We start from the raw sequence: 20,679 nt of genomic DNA, 5'->3' as shown, positions 1-20,679 counted from the left end.
TGCGATTCAGCACTGGAGGGGGCTTTCCCAATGAATACACGCGCTGACATATCCAGAGGCGCAGGACCGGGCTTCAGCATAGGCACAGTCAGTGCCCTGACCGGTCTTGTTGCCCTGGGCGTCCTGATCATCGCCGGCAATGCTGCCGATCCGATGATGGCCGCCCATGCCTGGACTTTCTTTTTCCTTACCGTTCTGGGCCTGCTGATAACCGGCCTCTGGGCGGGCAGCCTGAACGGGCGCAACCCGTTCGATCCGGCGATCTATGAAGACACGATCGTCAAGTTCGGGGTGGCTGCCTCCATGTTCTGGGGCATTGCCGGCTTCCTGGTCGGCGTCATCATCGCCCTGCAGCTGACCTTCCCGAACATCTTCTACTTCCCGGATCTGGGATGGACGAATTTCGGACGCCTCCGCCCGCTGCACACCTCTGCCGTGATCTTTGCCTTCGGCGGCAACGTGCTGATCGCGACAAGCTTCTATGTCGTCCAGCGCACCTGCCGCACGCGCCTTGCCGGCGGCATGTGGCCGTGGTTCGTCTTCTGGGGCTACAACCTCTTCATCGTGGTCGCCGGCACGGGCTACCTGCTCGGCGTTACCCAGTCGAAGGAATATGCCGAACCCGAATGGTATGCCGATCTCTGGCTCACCATCGTCTGGGTCGCCTATCTGCTCGTCTTCCTCGGTACGCTGTGGAAGCGGAAAGAGCCGCACATCTATGTGGCCAACTGGTTCTACCTGTCCTTCATCGTCACCATCGCGATGCTGCATATCGTCAACAATCTGGCGATCCCTGTCAGCCTCACGGGTTCCAAGAGCTATCAGCTGTTCGCCGGCGTGCAGGACGCGCTGACCCAGTGGTGGTATGGCCACAACGCCGTGGGCTTCTTCCTGACCACCGGCTTCCTCGCCATCATGTACTACTTCATTCCCAAGCAGGTGAACCGGCCGGTCTATTCCTACCGCTTGTCGATCGTTCACTTCTGGTCGCTGATCTTCATCTATATCTGGGCCGGTCCGCACCACCTCCACTACACTGCCCTGCCGCAATGGGCCCAGACCCTCGGCATGGTGTTCTCGGTGATGCTCTGGATGCCCAGCTGGGGCGGCATGATCAACGGCGTGATGACCCTGTCGGGCGCCTGGGACAAGCTGCGCACCGACCCCATCGTCCGCATGATGATCGTCGCGCTCGCCTTCTATGGCATGTCGACCTTCGAGGGCCCGCTGATGAGCGTGCGCGCCGTCAACGCCCTTTCCCACTACACCGAATGGGGCATCGCCCACGTCCACTCCGGCTCGATGGGCTGGGTCGGCTTCATCAGCTTCGGCGCGCTCTACTGCGTCACGCCCTGGCTGTGGAAACGCAAGGCGCTCTACTCGAAAGCCCTCGTGGAATGGCACTTCTGGCTCGCGACACTCGGCATCCTCTTCTACATCGTGGCGATGTATGTGGCGGGCATCACCGAGGGCCTCATGTGGCGCGCCTATAACGAGTTCGGCTTCCTTGAGTATGCCTTCATCGAGACGGTCAAAGCCAAGCATATCATGTACATGATCCGCGTGGCCGGCGGCCTGCTCTACCTGACCGGCGCCCTGCTGATGGCCTACAACCTGGTGCGCACTGCCCTGGGTCATGGCGAGGCCGGTGAAGCCACCGCTGCCGACGCGCCCAAGACTGCAACCCCCGCGCTTCAGCCTGCTGAATAAGGAGCATCGAACATGGCTATCATGGACAAACACCAAAAGCTTGAGCGCCACTCGCTGCTTCTCACCGTCGGCATCCTTGTGGTTGTCGCCATCGGCGGCCTCGTGGAGATCGCGCCCCTGTTCTATCTCGAAAACACCATCGAGAAGGTTCAGGGGATGCGTCCCTACACGCCGCTGGAACTGAAGGGCCGCAACATCTACATCCGCGAGGGCTGCTATACCTGCCACTCGCAGATGGTACGTCCCCTGAGGGATGAGGTGGAGCGCTATGGCCACTATTCGCTGGCGGCCGAGAGCATGTACGATCACCCCTTCCAGTGGGGCTCCAAGCGGACCGGGCCGGACCTTGCCCGCGTTGGCGGAAAGTATTCGGACGAATGGCACCTCGACCACCTGAAGGACCCCAAATCGGTTGTTCCGGACTCGATCATGCCGCCCTACGCCTTCCTCGCGAAGAAAAAGTTGAAGTATGACGACATCGAGGACCATCTGAAGACGCTGCGTCTGGCGGGTGTGCCCTATACGGACGACATGATTGCCAACGCAAAGGCCGATCTTGTCGCCCAGGCTTCGCCCAATGCTGACTTCGATGCCGAAGACGCGCTTGTCGCCCGTTATACCGAGGCATCGGGCCGCGAAGGCACGGTGAAGATCTCCGACTTCGATCACAATCCGAAGGCCGTCACCGAAATGGATGCCCTCATCGCCTATCTGCAGATGACCGGCACCCTGGTCGACTTCTCCACCTATGAGGCCAACGACCTCAGCAACCGGCGCTAGGAGCAGGCAGGATGTATGAAACACTTTCAAGCTTCGCACAGACCTGGGGTCTCGGCTTCTTTGTGCTGATGTTCCTCGTGGCCGTCGCCTACGCCCTCTGGCCGAGCAATGGCGAGAAATTCCGCGCGGCCGCTCACCAACCTCTGATCGACAAGGACCCGTCAGATGACTGACCATAAACGGGATATTGATGAAGTCTCCGGCGTTGAGACGACGGGGCACAGCTGGGACGGGATCAAGGAACTCAACAATCCTCTCCCGCGCTGGTGGCTGTATATTTTCTATGCCACGATCGTGTGGGCCATCGGCTACATGATCGTCATGCCCGCCATTCCGGCGCTTCCGGGCACGGGCATGAACAACACGCTGGGTATCGCTGGCCATTCCGACCGCGCCGAAGTGGCCCGGAAGGTGGAAGCGCTGCACACGGAGCGTGCCGCCGCTGCCAGCCGCCTCGTCAGCGCCTCGCTGAGCGAGATCGAAAATGACATGTCGCTGCAGCAGTTTGCTCTTGCCATGGGCGAGAGTGCCTTTGGCGACAACTGCGCAACCTGCCATGGCGCAGGCGGGCGCGGGGCCAAGGGCTATCCGATGCTGGCCGATGACATCTGGCTCTGGGATGGCACGCTGGAGGGGATCGAAACCACGCTCCGCCACGGCATCCGCCATAATGAGGATCCCGATACGCGCCGCAACAGCATGCCCGCCTTCGGACGGGACGGGCTGCTGACGCCGAGGGAGATTGATGACCTGGTGCAGTATGTCCTGAACCTGTCGGGCCGCGAGGCCAACAAGGCCGCGGTCGGCCGGGCGGCGCCCATCTTTGCCACCCAGTGCGTCTCCTGCCACGGCGCAGACGGCAAGGGGAACCGCCAGCTTGGCGCTCCGGATCTGACCGATCATGAATGGCTGTTCGGCGGCGAACCGCGCGACATTCAGCAGACGATCTACAGTGCCCGGAACGCACATATGCCCGCATGGCAGGGCCGCCTCGATGATCCGACCATCAAGGCCCTGGCTGTCTATGTTCACTCGCTCGGCGGGGGTGAGAAGTGACAAAAGTCACGCTCATCAAGGCGGGCGGAAGGGATGCTCCGGGGCAAAAGCCGGAGCATCCCCCCTCGCTTTATGAAAAGCGCAACCAGATCTATCCCAAGCTGGCGCACGGCAAGTTCCGTTCGTTCAAATGGCTTGTGATGGCGGTCACGCTCGGCATCTACTACCTGATCCCCTGGATCCGGTGGCCGCGCGGTGAGGGCATCCCCGATCAGGCCGTTCTGGCAGATTTTTCGGGGGAGAAGTTCTATTTCTTCTTCCTCGAAATCTGGCCGCAGGAAATCTATTATCTCGGCGGCCTGCTGATCCTGGCGGCGTTGGCCCTGTTCCTGGTCACCTCTCTCTTCGGCCGCGTCTGGTGTGGCTATACCTGCCCGCAAACGGTGTGGACTGACCTTTACATCTGGGTGGAGCGCGCCTTTGAAGGCGACCGCGCCGCCCGCATGCGGCTCGATCACCAGCCGATGAGCTTCAACAAGGCCTGGCGCAAGACCGGCAAGCATCTCGTCTGGCTGCTGATTGCCTTTCTCACGGGCGGCGCCTTTATCCTCTACTGGCACGACGCGCCGACCATTGCGCGCACCTTCTTCACGGGCGAAGCACCGCTCACGGCCTATTTCTTCGCCGGCATCCTGACCTTCACCACCTATGCCCTGGCCGGCACGATGCGGGAACAGGTCTGCACTTATCTCTGCCCCTGGCCGCGTATTCAGGGCGCCCTGACCGACGAACACGCCCTCAACGTCACCTATCGCTATGATCGCGGCGAACCGCGCGGGCCCCACCGGAAAGACCAGAGCTGGGAAGGCCGGGGCGACTGTATTGACTGCAAGCAGTGCATCCAGGTCTGCCCGATGGGCATCGACATCCGCGACGGCGCCCAGCTTGAGTGTATCCATTGCGCGCTCTGCATCGATGCCTGCGACGACATCATGAAGAAGGTCGATCGCCCGACGGGGCTGATCGCCTATGACACCGATGCGGCCGTGGCCGCCCGCGCCTGCGGAGAAAAGCCGCGCTACAAGCTGCTGCGCACGCGCACGGTGCTCTATGCCATCCTGATTACCGCCATCAGCCTGCTGATGGTGTGGGGCTACACCTCCAAATCCACTTATGAGTTCAACGTTCTGAAAGACCGTTCCCCGCCCTTCATCCGCCTGTCGGATGGCCGCATCCGCAACGGATACACGCTGAAACTCGTCAACAAGTCCACCGATGTGCGCGCCGTTGATATTTCCGTGGAAGGCCTGCCGGAAGCAGATTTCGAGATCATCGGTCTCGGCTCGGCGCCGGATGGCGGCACGCTGCAGGTGACCACAGACGCGCATGGCGTGGCCCGCTACCGGCTGCTGGTGACAGCATCCCCGGAAAGCCTGCCCCGCCGGACAACCCTCACGGTACAGATCAAGGATGTCCTCACCGGCGAAATCGCCGAGGCTGACGCCCCCTTTACAACAGGAGACCAATAATGGCTGCTTCCCTGTCACTCGAGAACTCCGGCAAAGGCAAGATGAAGGGCTGGCATGCCCTGCTCTGGTTCCTCGGTTTCTTCGGCTTCATGTTTGTCGTGAACGGCATCTTCCTCTGGGCCGCAATCACGAGCTTCCCCGGCGAGGATGTTGAAAAGTCCTATCTCACCGGCCTTGACTATAACCGGGAACTTGCCCGCCGGGCACATCAGGAAGAGGCCGGCTGGAATGCCGAAATCGGCCTCAGCGGCACCAATCAGGGCTTTCTCCTGACCGCCCGCCTGCTGACGCGCGAGGGCACTGCCCTGCCCGTGTTCGGCACGCAGGCACAGCTGCGCCATCCCAGCGACCGGGCGTTCGACCGCGTGATCACCCTCACCCCCGCTGGCGGCGGCGAGTATGTGGCTGAACTTGGCGACCTGCATGCCGGCGCCTGGAGCGTCAACATTTCGGCCGATGTCGATCCGGAAACGGACGGCTACGAATTCCGCGCCAGCCGGGAAATCATCGTGCCATGACCGACCTGCCCCTCGACGCCAACGGATGCCCCAGCGGACTGGCGCCGCCGAGCGGCTCGGATGCTTCCGACCCCGCCGCCTTCGTGCGCAAGGTGGGCAAGCAGAGCCGCCTGTCGCTGACCGTGCGCGGGGCGAAATGTGGCGGCTGCCTCTCGCGCATCGAGGGGGCGGTGACGGCGTTGCCGGGGGTTGAGAGCGCAAGGCTGAACCTTTCCAATGGGAAGCTGGACATTGCATGGTCCGGCACCCTGGAACCCCGGCGGATAAGCGAAGCGGTCAGCCGCCTCGGATATGGCGTTGCGCCGCTCGATACGAGCACGGATGATGATGCCCACAAGAAGGAGGAGCAGTCGCTTCTGCTCGCCATGGGCGTGGCCGGATTTGCGACCGCCAACATCATGCTGCTGTCGGTCTCGGTCTGGGGCGGGCATGGTGAGATGGGGGAGGCGACCCGCCAGGGCCTGCATGCGCTTTCAGGCGTGATCGCCCTGCCGACACTTATCTATTCGGGGCGGCCTTTCTTCAAGTCCGCCTGGAACGTGCTGAAGAAGAAGCGCACCAATATGGATGTGCCGATTTCCCTGGCGCTGATCCTGGCTTTCTCCGTCAGCGTGGCCGAAACGATCCGGGGCGGGGAGCATGCGTATTTTGATGCCGCGTGCATGTTGCTGTTCTTCCTGCTGATCGGGCGGTTCCTGGATGCGCGCGTGCGCCGCCGGGCCTGGTCGGCCGCGCGGGATCTGGCCGCGCTGGCGAGCCGGACGGTGACGCGGATTTCCGCAGACGGAACGCCCCAATCGATCCGCTCCGAAGAGGTGAAGCCTGGCGACCGCATCCTTCTGGCGCCCGGCGAGCGGGCCGTGGTGGACATGGTGATCGAGGGCGGCGAGTCCGAGGTGGACGAGAGCCTCGTCACCGGCGAGAGCCTGCCGCGCTGGACCGGGGCGGGCATGAAGCTGATGGCCGGCTCGATCAACCTTTCCCAACCGCTGACCGGGCGGGCAACGGCGGCAGCGGCCGACTCGCTGCTCTCCGAGATCAGCCAGATGCTGACGGCGGGCGAGCAGAAACGCTCCACCTATCGCCAGATCGCCGACAAGGCCGTCTCCCTCTATGTGCCGGTGGTGCATTCCACCGCGCTCCTGACCTTTCTGGGCTGGTGGCTGGTGGGCGGCAGCGGCCTGCGCGAGGCGATCCTGATTGCCGTCTCTACGCTGATCATCACCTGCCCCTGCGCGCTGGCGCTGGCCGCGCCCGTGGTGCAGGTTGTGGCGGCCGGGCGCCTGTTCAAGGGCGGGGCGTATCTCAAATCCGGCGACGCGCTGGAACGGATTGCCGCCTGCGACCACATCATCTTCGACAAGACCGGCACGCTGACGCTTGGCACGCCGCGCCTGGTTTCCACGCAGATCAGTACCGAGCTTCTGGCGGAGGCTGCGCAGCTGGCGCGGGCAAGCCGGCATCCGCTGTCGCGCGCGCTCACCGCCGCTGCCGGCCCCGGCCCCCTGGCGAAAGACGTGAAGGAACGCCCCGGCCTTGGCCTGGAAGGCGAGGTGAACGGAATTGCCTGCCGGCTTGGCTCGGCCGAATGGACCGGCGCGAAGGCAACCGGCCATACCGGCGCCACGCTGTTCTTTGCGCGCGGGCAGGAAAGGCCGGTGGAACTGCGCTTTGAGGACGACATCCAGGCGAATGCCGCCGGCACGCTGGCGAAATTGCGGGCGATGGGGATGACGATGGAAATCGTCTCCGGCGACCGGGCAGAAGCGGTGGCGGAAGTTTCCCGCAGCCTTGGCATTGATCAGTGGACGGCGAGCGCGAGCCCGCAGGACAAGGTGGCCCGGCTGGAGGCGCTACAGGCCGAAGGCCGGAAAGTGCTGATGATCGGCGATGGCCTGAATGATGCCGGGGCGCTGGCGCTCGCCCATGCGTCGGCGGCGCCCGGCGGCGCGCTGGATGTGAGCCAGTCAGCCTCTGATACGGTCTATTCCGGCGGCCTTTCGCCCCTGCCCGGCCTGGTGAAAACCGCGCGGGCGGCCAAGGCGGTGATGCTGCAGAATTTCGGCTTTGCGGCTGTCTACAATGTGGTGGCGGTGCCGATTGCCATCCTGGGCCATGCGACCCCGCTGGTGGCGGCCATTGCCATGTCGGGGTCTTCCATTATCGTCTGCCTCAACGCATTGCGGCTTACTCTGAACACGGAGAAACAGGCATGAGCGGCCTTGTATTCCTGATCCCGATCGCCCTGATGATGGGCGCCATGGGCCTTGCCGGCTTTCTCTGGGCGGTCCGGTCGGGCCAGTTTGATGATCCTGATGGCGCGGCAGCGCGCATCCTGATTTCACCGGACGAACCGCTTCCCGATCGCAAGCAGGTGGAGTAGCGCCCAGCACGGAGGGCCGGAACGCGCGGGGGGGCGCGGCCGGTGTTGCTTTTTTATTGAGAGGTGCCCCACCCTAGCCCTCCCCCATGTCTGGGGGAGGGGACCTGTTGCTTTGTGGGGTGAGGGGAGGTTTCAGCGGAGGGCGACTTTTCCCCAGGGCGCGACTTGCCCCCTCCCCATGACAATGGGGAGGGTGGGGGTGGAGCTGCTCGCGGCTAGGAGGTGTCGGGGTGTGGGGCTCCCCCCTCCGTCCGCTTCGCGTCCACCTCCCCCGCTTCGCAGGGGAGGATACCCGTGTTGGGGGTTGAGGAATTGGCAGCCAGAAGGGTTTTGGACTCTTCCAGAAAAACTCCAACGAGGTTTGGGGAGATGTTCGATTCCCAGACGGGATCGTCCCAGCTCGGTTTCACCGCCTTGGGTTTCTTGTAAGCCCTCCAATGGTCGCCGACCTGGACGATATGGACGTGGCCCCATTTGGAGACCGAGATCAGGAGGGTTCTGAGTTCCTTGTCCTGACGTTTGAAGATCCAGCGCAGCTGCAGCCAGAGGTATGGCCAGAAGACTGGCAATACGTGAGCATAAAGACGGGCGGCGATCTGGGGTGACATGGGGAGGAGTATAGCTCCGTTCCCGGAGGGGGTGGGAAAAGAAAGTTTTTTCTGCGTGTTTGCTGCAGGTTTGGGGGGAAATTTGTTGGATAGGCTTCGTTTTTGCGGAGAGGGGCCCCACCCTATCCCTCCCCACCTCCGTGGGGAGGGGACCTGTTGCGTTTGGGGAGAGGGACGGTTTCGGTGAAGAGTGACTTGCCCCCTCCCCGCTGGCGGGGAGGGCTGGGGTGGGGGCGCTATCCGCTTGAAATGCCGTTGGAGGTTTTTCCGGAAAACTCCAACGGGACTCCAAAAAACTCCAACGGCGCTCCAGGGACAGATTTGGACAAATCCGGACAAATCCGGACACAAAAGGACACGGCGCGGGACAGCTGGTGCCATCCCGCGCCGTGCTGGGCCGCTGGTGGAGCCAGAGCTAGTCAGCCCAGCCGCCACCCATGGCCATGAAGACGTTGATCTCGGCGCTGGCCCTTGCCGCTTCGGACTGGACGAGCGAGGTGCGGGTTTCGATGAAGGTGCGCTCTGCGTCGAGGACGCTGAGGAAGTTGGCCGAGCCGGCCCGGTAGCGGGTGCGGGCAAGTTCGGCGGCCTCTTCGGCGGCGGCAGCGGAAGCTTCGAGGGCAGCGTAGCGCTCTTTCTCGGCGGCGTAGTTGGTGAGGGCGACTTCGGCCTCTTCCAGCGCCGTGAGGAAGGTCTCGTCGAAATTGGCGAGGGCGATGTCAACGCCGGCCTCTGCCGATTTCAGCCGGGCGCGGGAGGCGGCGACGTTCGGGAAGTTCCAGCTGATCAGCGGGCCGATGCCGAAGCTGAGGCCGTCTTCCTTGAAGAGGTCGCCCGTGCCGCCCAGCGAGGCGGTGCTGACCGAGCCGCCGATACTGACCGAGGGGTAGAGATTTGCCGTGGCGATGCCCACACGGGCAGCCGCGCCGGCAAGCTGAAGTTCCGCCTGGCGCACATCCGGACGGCGCGCAAGGAGGGCTGCGCTTTCCCCGGTGGGGAGAAGCGAGACGAGCTGCGGCATGCTCTCGCATGCGGGGACCGCTTGACTCATCTCGCGCGGGGTCTGGCCAGTCAGGCGGGCCAGGCGGAACAAGGCGGCGTCACGTGCTGCGCGCACGGACGGAATGTCGGCTTCGGCGCGGCGGAGCGCGGCCTCGGCCTGCACGACATCCAGGCGGATGCCGCGGCCGGCATCGAACAGCGTGCGGGTGAGACCGAGGGTCTCTTCCTGCAGGCGGTAATTCGACTCGGCGGTTTCAAGCTGGATATTGCCCGAGCAATAATCGATCCAGGCGCGGGCGGTTTCACCGGCGACCATCAGCGAGGCGGCCTGATAGGCGGCTTCGGCAGCGGCGGCATCCTGGCGGGCGGCATCAATGCTGGCGGCGACCCGGCCGAAGATGTCGACCTCATAACTGGTCTGGAAACCGAGGGAATAGACATCGGTTTCCACATCGCCGGGCGCAAAGCTCGGATCGCGCGTATACTGACCACTGGCGGTGGCGGTGGTGGACGGCAGGAGGGCGGAGCGGGCCTCGGTGAGACCTGCGCGGACCTGTTCCAGATTTGCCGCCGCGCCGGCCAGGGTGCGGTTGTTGGCGAGCGCGGTCTGGACGAGGCTGTCCAGTTCCGGGCTGTTGTAGAGGCGCCACCAGTCTTTCGGCACGGCCGCATCGGCGACACCGGCAGTCTCTGCCGAGATCAGCGTGCCTTCGACGCGCGGGGTGACCGTGCTGTCTGGGGCGGCAGGCGCCGTGGCGCAGGCCGTAAGGGCGAGGGCGGCAACGGTGGTGAAGGCGGTGAGTTTGAAATGGGTCATGCCTGGCCTCCTTCGACCGGCGTGGGAGTGTGATCGTCATGGCTGCGGTTTGAGCCGGGGAGCAGTTTCGAGATCATCCGGCCAATGACATAGAAGGCCGGGGTGAAGATCAGGCCGAACAGCGTGACCCCGATCATGCCGGAGAACACGGTGATACCGATCGACTGGCGCATCTCGGCCCCTGCCCCGGTGGCGAATGCCAGCGGCATCACCCCGAAGATGAAGGCGAAGGACGTCATCAGGATCGGGCGCAGGCGCATCCGGGAGCCGGAGACGGCGGCTTCCCGCGGGGTGACGCCATGGTTTTCTTCCTGCTGCTTGGCAAACTCGACCAGAAGGATCGCGTTCTTGGCCGCCAGCGCGACAAGGACGATGAGACCGACCTGGGCGAGAATGTCATTGGCCATGCCGGCGATGTTGATGCCGATGGTGGCCGCGAGGATACACATCGGGACGATGAAGATCACCGCGAATGGCAGGGTGAAGGATTCATACTGCGCCGCCAGGACGAGGAAGACGAAGATGACCGCCATGCCGAAGACCATCAGAATGGAACTGCCGGCGGCTTTCTCCTGATAGGCCATCTCGGTCCACTCATAGCTGACGCCTTCGGGCAGGACCTGGGCGGCGATCTCTTCCATCGCTTTCAGGGATTCGCCGGTGGAGACGCCCGCCGGGGTCTGGCCGTTGAGCTCGATGGCCGGGAAGATGTTGTGGCGCACCATGCGGACCGGGCCGGAGCCGTCGATGATTTTGGCCACAGCCGAGATCGGCACCATCTCACCGGTGGACGAGCGCACCTGGAACTGGCCGATACTGGCGGCCGTTTCACGGAACGGAGCATCTGCCTGGGCGGTGACGCGGAATGTGCGCCCGACGAAGTTGAAGTCGTTCACATAGGTGGAGCCGAGATTGGTGCCGAGGGTGGCGTAGACATCGGCCGGTTCGACGCCGAGGAGCTGGGCGCGGTCGCGGTCCACCTCCACCCGCACGGTGGGCGAGTTGGTGTCGAAGGTGGTGTAGACGCTGGTGACGCGCGGGTCCTGCGCAGCGGCGCCCATCATGGCATAGGTGGCCTGCTGGAGGGCGGCGGTGCCGACACCGGCGCGGTCCTGGATCATCATCTTGAAACCGCCGCCCTGCCCCATGCCCTGCACAGCCGGCGGGGCGATGATGAAGGCGTTGCCTTCAGGAAGGGCTGCCATGAAATGGCCGGTCAGGCGGTGGGAGATGGCCACGGCGGAGAGATCTTCGCGGCCCTTGCGTTCTTCAAAGTCTGCCAGGCGGATGAACATCGTGCCCGCATTGGAGGCCGAGGAGAAGCTGGAGCCATCCATGCCGACCATGGCGGCGACGCCCTGGACGCCTTCGGTAGCGCGGAGTTCCTCGACGATGCGCGTCATCACGATGTCAGTGCGCTCAAGCGAGGCGCCGGCGGGAAGCTGGACAACGCCGATCAGGAAGCCCTGATCCTGCTCCGGAATGAAGCCGGTGGGCGTGGCCGACAGGCGCCAGCCGGTGGTGGCCAGGAGCGCTGCATAGACGATCATCACGATCACCAGCATACGGACGAGTTTGGCGACCAGCGACCCGTAGGCATTCGACAGCCAGTCAAAGCCGCTGTTGAAGGCGTTGCCGGCAAAGCGCAGCGGGGCGAGGATGGGGTTGCCCTTCCTGTGGCCGTGTTCCTCGTGCGGCTTCAGCAGCAGCGCGCAGAGGGCGGGCGACAGGGTGAGCGACACCACCAGGGAGATGACCGCAGCCGAAGCGATGGCGACGGCGAACTGTTCGTAGAAGATGCCGGGAATGCCGCCCATGAACAGGGTGGGTACGAACACCGACACCAGCACAAGGTTCATGGCTATCAGCGCGCCGCCGACCTCGTCCATCGAGGAGAGGGCCGCCTGCATCGGGCTCTTGCCGTCCCGGATCGAGCGCTCGACATTCTCCACCACGACGATGGCGTCATCGACGACGATACCGACCGCGAGCACGAGGGCGAACAGCGACAGAGAGTTGATCGAATAGCCCAGCGCGAGCTGCACGGCGAACACGCCGATGATGGAGACCGGGATCGCCAGGATCGGGATGAGGGCCGCGCGCCATGTCTGCAGGAAGACGAGGATGACGATCATCACCAGGAACACGGCTTCGACGAGCGCATGTTCCACCGCCGACACCGAGGCCTCAACGAACTCTGTCGGATTGTAGGGGATCGAGTATTCCAGGCCTTCGGGGAATTCCTGGCGGGCAAGTTCCATCTCGGCCAGCACCTGCTCTGCCGTATCCAGAGCGTTGGAGCCGGGAAGCTGGGTGACGGCAAGGCCAAGGCCGGGCTGGCCATCGAAATAGGAGCGCATCAGATAGGTTTCCGCGCCGATATCGACACGGGCGACATCCCGCAGGCGCACGACGGAGCCGTCTGCATCGCGGCGGATGACGACATCCCCGAACTCGTCCGGCTCGATCAGACGGCCGCGGACCTGAACCGGGATCTGGAATTCGGGCGCCCCCGTCTTTGCAAAGGGCGGCTGGCCGAGCGTGCCGCCGGCGGCCTGGATGTTCTGGGCACGGAGGGCGGCGACGATGTCGCTGGAGGTGAGGTTCAGCGCGGCGGCGCGTTCCGGATTGATCCAGACGCGCATGGAATAGTTGCCGCCCCCGAACACTTCGACGCCGCCAACCCCGTTGATCCGCAGCAGACGGTCCTTGATGGTGGAAGCGGCGTAGTTGGCCACATAATCCTGATCAAGCTGGCTGCCCGGCGAGGTGAGCGCCACGAGCAGGAGGAAGCCGGAGGATTGCTGGTTCACCGAAACGCCGGTCTGGCGCACCTGTTCGGGCAGGCGCGGCTCTGCGCGCGACACCCGGTTCTGCACCTGGACCTGGGCGGTATCAAGATCGGTTCCCGGCTCGAAGGTGATCGTCAGGCTGACCACACCATCGGCTGTGGAAGAGGAGGTCATGTAGATCATGCCCTCCACACCGTTGATTTCCTGCTCCAGCGGGGCGGCGACCTGGTTGGCCACGTCTTCGGCGGACGCGCCGGGATAGGACGCGCTGACGACCACGGTGGGCGGGGCAATTTCAGGATACTGAGCAAGCGGGAGACGCGGGAACGCGAATGCGCCGAGCAGGGTGATCACGACCGAGATAACAGCCGCAAAAATGGGCCGCTTGATGAAAAAATGGGACAGGCGCATGGGTTCGTCTCTCTGGGAGGAAGAGAATGGAATGGGCTGGCAGCTGGCGGGCCGCCGCGTGTCAGTTTGTGATGCGGCGGGCCGTCATGGCGGGACGGCTCTGAACCGTGACGGGGCCTTCGGCAGCCGTTTCATAGTCAAGCTGGACCGAAACGGGGTTCACCGTTGCGCCCGGACGGGCACGCAGCAGGCCGTTGACGATCACGCGGTCGCTCGCCTCGATGCCGCCGGTGATGACCTGCATGTTGCCGCTGAGCGGACCAAGCTGGACCGGGACGACCTCGACCTCATTGCGTTCATTGACCAGGAACAGCGTGCGGCGGGTGCCGTCAGTCTGGACGGCGCCCTGCGGCACCATCAGCGCGGCATAGGGCGCCGAGCCGTTGATGCGCACTTCGCCGGTCATACCGGGGCGGATCAGACCGTCTTCATTCTCGACCAGCGCGCGGACGCGGATCGAGCCGGTGGTGTCGCCCATGCGGTTATCCGCAAAGATGACTTCGCCGGGACGCGTGAAGGTGGCTTCATCCTGCAGGCGGGCCTCTGCCTTGACGGCGCCTTCGGCCTGTTCGGTGCGCATGTAGCGCAGATAGTCGGCTTCGGAGACGTTGAAGGTGAAGTAGAGTTCTTCGTCGCGGACGATGGTGGTGAGGATGTCCCCGGCCGAGTTGCCGCCGGCGACGAGGTTGCCGGGGTCAACATTGCGGGCCGAGACACGGCCATCGATCGGCGCGGTGACGCGGGTGAAGCTGAGATCGAGGCGGGCGGCCTCGACACCGGCTTCGGCGGCCGCAACAGTGGCCTGCGCGCTGGCGAGGCTGGTGCGGTTGCGCTCAAGCTCCTCAACCGACACGGCGCCGGATTCAGCGAGCTTCTCGGAGCGTTCCAGATCAGACTGGGCCTGGCCGAGCTGGGCCCTGGCCTGGGCAAGCTGCGCTTCAGCCTGGGCGAGCGTCGCGCGGAACGGACGGTCGTCCAGGGTGAACAACAGGTCCCCTGCCTTGACGCGGGCGCCATCTTCAAACGCGACCGATTTGACATATCCGCTGACGCGGGCACGTACATCTACGCGTTCCACGGACTCGAAACGGCCGGTATAGCCGTTCCAGTCCGCAACCTGGGAAGAGAGGGGGACAGCGACATCAACCTGAGGCGGGGGAGGACCGCCTTGTTGCTGTGCCTGGGGCGCGCTGCATGCCCCCACGACAAGTGCCGTTGCCAGCACGGAAACGGTTGCAAAATGGCGCGAACGCATTCATTTTTCCTTCATAAACAAGGCGAACCGGTGGAGCAACGCCTGTAAGTCATCAGCTGTTGACCGCATGTGACGTCGCGGGAAGCATAAGTCAACAGGTGATGACAAATTAATTTTTATGGGGTAGGAAAACGTATGAAATGTAGTCAGCCAATCCGGCGCCGGGACGCCGCCAGCACGAAAAACGCCATCCTCTGCGCGGCGCGAACCCTGTTTGCGCGGGACAGTTACGAGAATGTCGGCATCCGCGAGATCGCCTCCCTGGCCGGGGCGGATGCGGCGCTGGTGTCACGCTATTTCGGATCAAAGGAAGAGCTGTTTGCCGCCGTGATGAATTCGGGCGAGCGCGGCGTGGACGTAATCGGTAATGAGCTGGAAGGCCTGCCCGAGCGGGTGGGCGAGCTGATGTTCGACCCGGACGATGACGGAAAGCCGATGGAGGACATCCTCGTCATGCTGCATTCGGGCAATTCCCCGATTGCCGGCCCGATTGTGCGCGCTTCCATCGACGACCGGTTTCACGAGCCCTTTGCGGTGGTGATCGGCGGGGAACATGCCAAGGAGCGCTCGCAGCTTTTCGGCTCCATCCTGCTCGGGATGTCGATCAGTCAGCATATTTCCGGCAAGCTGACGGATGATCCTGAGCTGCGCGAGAAAATGAAACAGCGGTTCACCGAGATCATCCGCCTGGCGGTAAAGCCGCTCTGACCTCCCCCGTTTGAGGGGCTGGCGGCGCGGCCGGGCGGCGTTACCGGTGAGAGCGTGGATGGCGGGTATCGCTGCGCTCAACCCGCCCTCCGTCAACGGCAAGAAAAAAGGGCGGCCCTTGCGAGCCGCCCTTCTTCGTTTTTAATCCGCTGACCGATCAGTGCAGATCGAAGCGGTCTGCGTTCATCACCTTGGTCCAGGCGGCCACGAAGTCCTTCACGAACTTCTCCTTGGCGTCGTCCTGAGCGTAGACTTCGGCATAGGCGCGCAGGACGGAGTTCGAGCCGAACACCAGGTCTGCGCGGGTTGCGGTGAACTTCACGGCGCCGGACTTCCGGTCCACGATGTCATACGCATTCTTGCCTTTCGGCACCCAGCGATAGCCCATGTCGGTGAGGTGGACGAAGAAGTCGTTCGTCAGCACACCGACCTTATCCGTGAACACACCATGCTTGGTGCCGCCATGGTTGGCGCCGAGGACACGCAGGCCGCCGAGGAGAACCGTCATCTCCGGGCCGGTGAGGCCGAGGAGCTGGGCGCGGTCGAGCAGCAGCTCTTCCGGCTTCACGGCATATTCCTTCTTCACCCAGTTGCGGAAGCCATCAGCGATGGGCTCCAGCACGGAGAAGGAGGCCGCATCGGTCTGCTCTGCCGTGGCGTCGCCCCGGCCCGGCACGAAGGGAACGGCGACATTGAGACCGGCCGCCTTGATGGCCTTCTCGATACCGACATTCCCGGCAAGGACGATCACGTCCGCCACGCTGGCGCCGGTTTCCTTGGCGATCGGCTCAAGCACCGAAAGCACCTTCTGAAGGCGGGCGGGCTCATTGCCTTCCCAATCCTTCTGCGGGGCAAGGCGGATGCGCGCGCCGTTGGCGCCGCCGCGCAGGTCAGAGCCGCGGAAGGTGCGGGCGCTGTCCCAGGCGGTGGAAACCATCTCGGAGATCGACAGGCCCGAGGCTTCGATCTTCGCCTTGACGGCGCCCACATCATAGGAGCTGTTGCCGGCAGGAACCGGGTCTTGCCAGATCAGGTCTTCCTTGGGCGCGTCGGGGCCGATGTAGCGGACGCGGGGGCCAAGGTCGCGGTGGGTCAGCTTGAACCAGGCGCGCGCGAAGCAGTCGGAGAAGTAGGCTTCATCGGCCATGAACTTCTGGCAGATGGCGTTGTAGGTGGGGTCCATCTTCATTGCCATGTCGGCATCGGTCATCATCGGCATGACACGCTTGGTGGGATCGGTCGGATCCACCGGCATGTCTTCTTCCTTGATGTTGACCGGGCGCCACTGGCTGGCACCGGCAGGCGATTTCGTCAGTTCCCAGTCATATCCGAACAGCAGCTTGAAATAGCCCATGTCCCATTTCGTCGGGTGGGTGGTCCAGGCGCCTTCGATGCCGGAGGTGACGGCATTGGTGGCCTTGCCGTCCATATGCGGGTTCAGCCAGCCGAAGCCCTGGGCTTCCAGGTCGTTGCCTTCGGGCGGCGGGCTGAGCTTGCTGGCGTCGCCATTGCCATGGGCCTTGCCGACGGTGTGGCCGCCGCAGGTGAGGGCTGCGGTTTCCTCGTCATTCATGGCCATGCGGGCGAAGGTTTCGCGGACATGCAGCGCCGTTTTCAGCGGGTCGGAGTTGCCGTTGACGCCTTCCGGGTTGACGTAGATGAGACCCATCTGCACGGCGGCAAGCGGGTTTTCCATCGTCTCGGGCGCGTCGAGGTTTTCGTAGCGCGAGTCAGACGGCGCGAGCCATTCCTTCTCTGCGCCCCAGTAAACGTCTTTCTCCGGTGCCCAGATGTCTTCCCGGCCGAAGGAGAAGCCATAGGTTTTCAGGCCCATGCTTTCATAGGCGATGGTGCCCGACAGCAGGATCAGGTCAGCCCAGGAAATCTTGTTGCCGTATTTCTTCTTGATCGGCCACAGCAGGCGGCGGGCCTTGTCGAGGTTGCCGTTATCCGGCCAGGAGTTGAGCGGCGCAAAGCGGATGTTGCCGGACCCGCCACCACCGCGGCCATCCGCCAGACGGTAGGAACCGGCAGAATGCCAGGCGAGGCGGATCATCAGGCCGCCATAATGGCCATAGTCTGCCGGCCACCAGTCCTGACTGTTGGTCATCAGGTCGTGCATGTCTTTCTTGAGGGCTTCAAAATCGAGCGTCTTGACCGCTTCGCGATAGTTGAAGTCCTTGCCGAGCGGGCTGACCTTGGTGTCGTGCTGGTGGAGAATGTCGAGGTTCAGCGTTTCCGGCCACCAGGCCGTGTTGGAATTGCCGGCCACCGTGATGGCGCCATGCATGACAGGGCATTTGTCTTGGGGGGGCAGGTCGTTGCCGTCCATTGTTTCTCTCCTCGCGTGTGAACTTATCCGGAGAGAGTGCGCCAGGCGAAACCATTGATCCAATCAATTTTTAGCGGGCGACCTATAGAGGGAGCCTTTGGGTGCACCCTCAGATGACGGGAAACTGCCGGAGAACCTCTCGGTTTCTGTCATATCGCGCCCGGATCTGCGGCCACCGGGGCATTCTGAGAGGCCGGTCCTGCTGCCTGAAGGGCACATAAATCGAGAATGTGAAGCATTTGCAAGATTCATGTTGCAAATCATTCTCAATAAGCTTAGGCGCTGAACCGGGGTGATTTGGAGAAACTGAAGTCCGCTGCGCGACGCAGGGAGCAGCCTCCTGCGCCCCCGAGAGAAGAAAGAGGAGAGGTTTTTCACCCGGCCCGATGGCCGTTCTCGGGAGGTTCTGCCCATTTCCGCCTGCGGCCCGAAGCGGCCGCATGGGACACCCGGACCTCCCCGGCACGTTCATGGCCTGCCCAATCCCGCCCCCGCGCGGGCATTCTGACAGCCAACCCCGTCCGCGCTTGGCGCAAGCACCTGCGCCGCCCGGACGCCCCCACATTCTGGAGACGATAATGATACGCAGTCGCAAACATGGATTGACTACTAGCCTCGCCCTCATCGCCGCGCTGAGCGCCCCGCTTGCCGCCCATGCGGACCCCGACGAGGCCCGCAATACCGAGCCGGAGAAGCGTGAGGAGACGGTGGTTGTGGAAGGCGAAAGCCTCTACATCGTGCCGCGGGTCTCCTCCCCGAAACTGACCCAGGAACTGGTCAACACGCCCCAGACAATCACTGTGATCTCTGGCCAGCTCATCGCCGATCAGGGCGCGGTCAGCCTCATGGAAGCGCTGCGCAACACGCCCGGCATCACGATGCAGCTGGGCGAGAATGGCAACACCTCCTCGGGCGATACCTTCTCGATGCGGGGCTTTTCCTCGCAAGGCTCGGTCTTCCAGGACGGTATCCGCGACCTGGGCGCGGTGACGCGCGACAGCTTCAATCTCCAGCAGATTGAAGTGGCCAAGGGACCCGCCGGATCGGACATCGGCCGGGGCGCCTCCTCTGGCTATATCAACCAGGTTTCCAAAACACCGGAGGCAGACGATTTCACAACCCTCAATGCCGGGGCGACCAGCGAAGGCGGCGTGCGCGTGACGGGCGACGCCAACAAGATGCTCGGCGAGACGACGGGCGTGCGCCTGAATGTGATGGTGCAGGACATGCCCGTGCCGGGCCGCAACGAAGTGAAGAATGCCGGATACGGCATCGCGCCCTCCATCGCCTTCGGCATCGGCACGGGCACGGAATTCCAGCTGTTCGGCCAGCACATCGTTCAGGACAATGTGCCCGATGGCGGCATTCCCTCCATCGGCCTGGAAGGCTTCTATAATGCGAATGCTGATCTGCGCGCCGGCGCAGCGGTTGATCCGTCAAACTTCTATGGCAGCAGCAGCGACTATGAAGATGTGGAAGCCAATATGATCACCGCCAAGGTGATCCATGATCTTGGCGGCGGCCTGACGCTGACCAATACGTCCCGCTATGGCAAGACGCAGATGGACCGTGTGCTGACGGGCATCAACGCACTGTCTGCCCCCTCCTCTGACCCGGCGACCTGGACGGTTTCCCGTTCGCGCCAGCGCGTGGACCAGACAAACGAAATCCTCGCCAACCAGACGATCCTCACCGGCAGCTTCAATACCGGCCGCCTGGTGCATGATTTTTCGACCGGCATCGAGGCGCTCTATGAAAACCAGAAGGCACGCACCTTCTCGACAACGGGCCTGACCATTCCGGCCGCGCCGCTCTATAATCCGTCTGCGAATGTCAGCCTGCCCATCCCCTACGCCACCGGCGCTGAAACCGATGGTAGCACAATGACGCTGGCTGCCTTCCTGTTCGACACGGTGAAGCTGGACGAGAAATGGTTCTTCACCGCCGGTCTGCGCGCGGAGAATTACGACACCGACTATGATGCGGTTTCCGTGTCGACCGCCACCTCGCATCCCACCCTGCCGGTGGGCACCCTGGTGCCAACCTCCATCAGCGCCGATGGCAGCCTCGTGAGCTGGAAACTCGGCGCGCTGTACAAGCCACGGGAAAATGGCAGCGTCTATATCAGCTATGGCAATTCGCTGACCCCGCCGGGCGGAGCGAACTTCTCGCTGTCGTCTTCGGAATCCAGCATCAACAACCCGGCTTTCGATCCTCAGGAGACGGAGAATCTGGAAATCGGCACGAAATGGGAACTCTTCGGCGAACACCTTGCCGTGGCGGCCGCCTATTATTCGACCACGAACAAGGACGAGCTGGCCGTGCTCGATCCCGGATCGAACACCTATGAGCAGCTGGGCGAACGCAAGGTGGAAGGCATCGAGCTCTCTGCCGTGGGCAAGCTGACGCAGAACTGGCAGATTTCCGCCGGCCTGACGACCATGGATACCGAAGTGACCGAAGGCACCACGGGCAATAACAGCCAGGGCGCCGCGGCCCGCTGGTCGCCGGATATCTCCGCCACGATCTGGACCACCTATGCCCTTACGCCCGCCTTCACCTTCGGCGGCGGCGCCCGCTATATGGGGGAACAGAAACGCGTGGTTGTTCCCGGAACGGATCTTTCCACACAGAACGTTCCGGTGATCCCGGAAGCCTGGGTGGTGGACGCGATGGCCCGGTATGAGTTCAGCGAGCGGCTGGCGCTTCAGCTCAACGTGTATAACCTCTTTGACGAGGATTATATCGCGACCCTGAACAATTCCGGCGCGCGCCTGACGCCCGGTCAGCCGCTCTCGGCTTACCTGGCGCTGAACGTCCGCTTCTAGGGAAAACGGC

15 protein-coding genes are annotated in these 20,679 nt (G+C 63.4%); 10 read left to right on the top strand and 5 right to left on the bottom strand.

What is annotated here, in order from left to right; all coding sequences use genetic code 11:
• Positions 1 to 30: 30 nt before the first annotated feature.
• The 8 genes from ccoN to ccoS are packed head-to-tail and all read left to right on the top strand — an operon-like array spanning position 31 to position 7,916.
• A complete protein-coding gene (gene ccoN / locus C0456_RS07825; RefSeq protein WP_291050312.1) occupies positions 31 to 1,710 on the top strand; it encodes a cytochrome-c oxidase, cbb3-type subunit I in 1,680 nt (559 codons plus the stop codon).
• A 12-nt stretch (positions 1,711 to 1,722) separates the two neighbouring features.
• Positions 1,723 to 2,490: a cytochrome-c oxidase, cbb3-type subunit II gene (ccoO, locus tag C0456_RS07820; RefSeq protein ID WP_291050310.1), complete on the top strand. Its 768-nt coding sequence runs from the start codon at positions 1,723 to 1,725 to the stop codon at positions 2,488 to 2,490.
• An 11-nt stretch (positions 2,491 to 2,501) separates the two neighbouring features.
• Entirely contained in the window at positions 2,502 to 2,663 is a 162-nt protein-coding gene (locus C0456_RS07815; RefSeq protein ID WP_291050308.1) for a cbb3-type cytochrome c oxidase subunit 3, read from the top strand.
• Complete coding sequence (gene ccoP, locus C0456_RS07810) at positions 2,656 to 3,546, top strand: cytochrome-c oxidase, cbb3-type subunit III (protein WP_291050306.1); 891 nt, start codon at positions 2,656 to 2,658, stop codon at positions 3,544 to 3,546. The genes C0456_RS07815 and ccoP overlap by 8 nt, the downstream gene beginning before the upstream one ends.
• A 14-nt stretch (positions 3,547 to 3,560) precedes the next feature.
• Entirely contained in the window at positions 3,561 to 5,015 is a 1,455-nt protein-coding gene (gene ccoG / locus C0456_RS07805) for a cytochrome c oxidase accessory protein CcoG (protein ID WP_367179230.1), read from the top strand.
• Positions 5,015 to 5,533, top strand: coding sequence for a FixH family protein (locus C0456_RS07800; protein ID WP_291050302.1), 519 nt, complete (start codon positions 5,015 to 5,017; stop codon positions 5,531 to 5,533). The genes ccoG and C0456_RS07800 overlap by 1 nt, the downstream gene beginning before the upstream one ends.
• The gene (locus C0456_RS07795; protein ID WP_291050300.1) at positions 5,530 to 7,749 is read left to right on the top strand and encodes a heavy metal translocating P-type ATPase; all 2,220 of its coding nucleotides are present in this window, start codon (positions 5,530 to 5,532) and stop codon (positions 7,747 to 7,749) included. The genes C0456_RS07800 and C0456_RS07795 overlap by 4 nt, the downstream gene beginning before the upstream one ends.
• Positions 7,746 to 7,916, top strand: a complete 171-nt coding sequence (gene ccoS, locus C0456_RS07790) for a cbb3-type cytochrome oxidase assembly protein CcoS (RefSeq protein WP_291050298.1) — start codon at positions 7,746 to 7,748, stop codon at positions 7,914 to 7,916. Before C0456_RS07795 ends, ccoS begins: the two co-directional genes overlap by 4 nt.
• Before the next feature lie 215 nt (positions 7,917 to 8,131).
• Here ccoS and C0456_RS07785 read toward each other — a convergent pair whose 3' ends face one another.
• The 4 genes from C0456_RS07785 to C0456_RS07770 form a co-directional block, all read right to left on the bottom strand.
• Positions 8,132 to 8,524: a hypothetical protein gene (locus tag C0456_RS07785; RefSeq protein WP_291050296.1), complete on the bottom strand. Its 393-nt coding sequence runs from the start codon at positions 8,522 to 8,524 to the stop codon at positions 8,132 to 8,134.
• A gap of 415 nt (positions 8,525 to 8,939) precedes the next feature.
• Entirely contained in the window at positions 8,940 to 10,343 is a 1,404-nt protein-coding gene (locus C0456_RS07780; RefSeq protein ID WP_291050294.1) for a TolC family protein, read from the bottom strand.
• Positions 10,340 to 13,546: an efflux RND transporter permease subunit gene (locus tag C0456_RS07775; RefSeq protein ID WP_291050292.1), complete on the bottom strand. Its 3,207-nt coding sequence runs from the start codon at positions 13,544 to 13,546 to the stop codon at positions 10,340 to 10,342. The genes C0456_RS07780 and C0456_RS07775 overlap by 4 nt, the downstream gene beginning before the upstream one ends.
• A gap of 61 nt (positions 13,547 to 13,607) precedes the next feature.
• A complete protein-coding gene (locus C0456_RS07770) occupies positions 13,608 to 14,801 on the bottom strand; it encodes an efflux RND transporter periplasmic adaptor subunit (RefSeq protein ID WP_291050290.1) in 1,194 nt (397 codons plus the stop codon).
• Positions 14,802 to 14,936: 135 nt separating this feature from the next.
• Between C0456_RS07770 and C0456_RS07765 the strand changes: the two genes are divergently transcribed.
• The gene (locus C0456_RS07765) at positions 14,937 to 15,509 is read left to right on the top strand and encodes a TetR/AcrR family transcriptional regulator (RefSeq protein WP_291050289.1); all 573 of its coding nucleotides are present in this window, start codon (positions 14,937 to 14,939) and stop codon (positions 15,507 to 15,509) included.
• A gap of 157 nt (positions 15,510 to 15,666) precedes the next feature.
• Here C0456_RS07765 and katG read toward each other — a convergent pair whose 3' ends face one another.
• Positions 15,667 to 17,841, bottom strand: a complete 2,175-nt coding sequence (gene katG, locus C0456_RS07760) for a catalase/peroxidase HPI (RefSeq protein WP_291050287.1) — start codon at positions 17,839 to 17,841, stop codon at positions 15,667 to 15,669.
• A gap of 578 nt (positions 17,842 to 18,419) precedes the next feature.
• Between katG and C0456_RS07755 the strand changes: the two genes are divergently transcribed.
• Positions 18,420 to 20,669, top strand: coding sequence for a catecholate siderophore receptor Fiu (locus C0456_RS07755; RefSeq protein ID WP_291050284.1), 2,250 nt, complete (start codon positions 18,420 to 18,422; stop codon positions 20,667 to 20,669).
• The last annotated feature ends 10 nt before the right edge of the window (positions 20,670 to 20,679 follow it).

Origin of the sequence: Hyphomonas sp. (genome assembly GCF_013823385.1) — a bacterium.
Classification (GTDB): domain Bacteria; phylum Pseudomonadota; class Alphaproteobacteria; order Caulobacterales; family Hyphomonadaceae; genus Hyphomonas.
The sequence above is the reverse complement of the archived record's forward strand: the minus strand, read 5'-3'. Positions and strand labels throughout refer to the sequence as shown.

What these genes read in the sequence shown, in the direction of transcription:
- ccoN (WP_291050312.1), top strand. Translation starts at nt 31, where the DNA reads ATGAATACACGCGCTGACATATCCAGAGGCGCAGGACCGGGCTTCAGC.
- ccoO (WP_291050310.1), top strand. Translation starts at nt 1,723, where the DNA reads ATGGCTATCATGGACAAACACCAAAAGCTTGAGCGCCACTCGCTGCTT.
- C0456_RS07815 (WP_291050308.1), top strand. Translation starts at nt 2,502, where the DNA reads ATGTATGAAACACTTTCAAGCTTCGCACAGACCTGGGGTCTCGGCTTC.
- ccoP (WP_291050306.1), top strand. Translation starts at nt 2,656, where the DNA reads ATGACTGACCATAAACGGGATATTGATGAAGTCTCCGGCGTTGAGACG.
- C0456_RS07800 (WP_291050302.1), top strand. Translation starts at nt 5,015, where the DNA reads ATGGCTGCTTCCCTGTCACTCGAGAACTCCGGCAAAGGCAAGATGAAG.
- C0456_RS07795 (WP_291050300.1), top strand. Translation starts at nt 5,530, where the DNA reads ATGACCGACCTGCCCCTCGACGCCAACGGATGCCCCAGCGGACTGGCG.
- ccoS (WP_291050298.1), top strand. Translation starts at nt 7,746, where the DNA reads ATGAGCGGCCTTGTATTCCTGATCCCGATCGCCCTGATGATGGGCGCC.
- C0456_RS07785 (WP_291050296.1), bottom strand. Translation starts at nt 8,524, where the DNA reads ATGTCACCCCAGATCGCCGCCCGTCTTTATGCTCACGTATTGCCAGTC.
- C0456_RS07780 (WP_291050294.1), bottom strand. Translation starts at nt 10,343, where the DNA reads ATGACCCATTTCAAACTCACCGCCTTCACCACCGTTGCCGCCCTCGCC.
- C0456_RS07775 (WP_291050292.1), bottom strand. Translation starts at nt 13,546, where the DNA reads ATGCGCCTGTCCCATTTTTTCATCAAGCGGCCCATTTTTGCGGCTGTT.
- C0456_RS07770 (WP_291050290.1), bottom strand. Translation starts at nt 14,801, where the DNA reads ATGCGTTCGCGCCATTTTGCAACCGTTTCCGTGCTGGCAACGGCACTT.
- C0456_RS07765 (WP_291050289.1), top strand. Translation starts at nt 14,937, where the DNA reads ATGAAATGTAGTCAGCCAATCCGGCGCCGGGACGCCGCCAGCACGAAA.
- katG (WP_291050287.1), bottom strand. Translation starts at nt 17,841, where the DNA reads ATGGACGGCAACGACCTGCCCCCCCAAGACAAATGCCCTGTCATGCAT.
- C0456_RS07755 (WP_291050284.1), top strand. Translation starts at nt 18,420, where the DNA reads ATGATACGCAGTCGCAAACATGGATTGACTACTAGCCTCGCCCTCATC.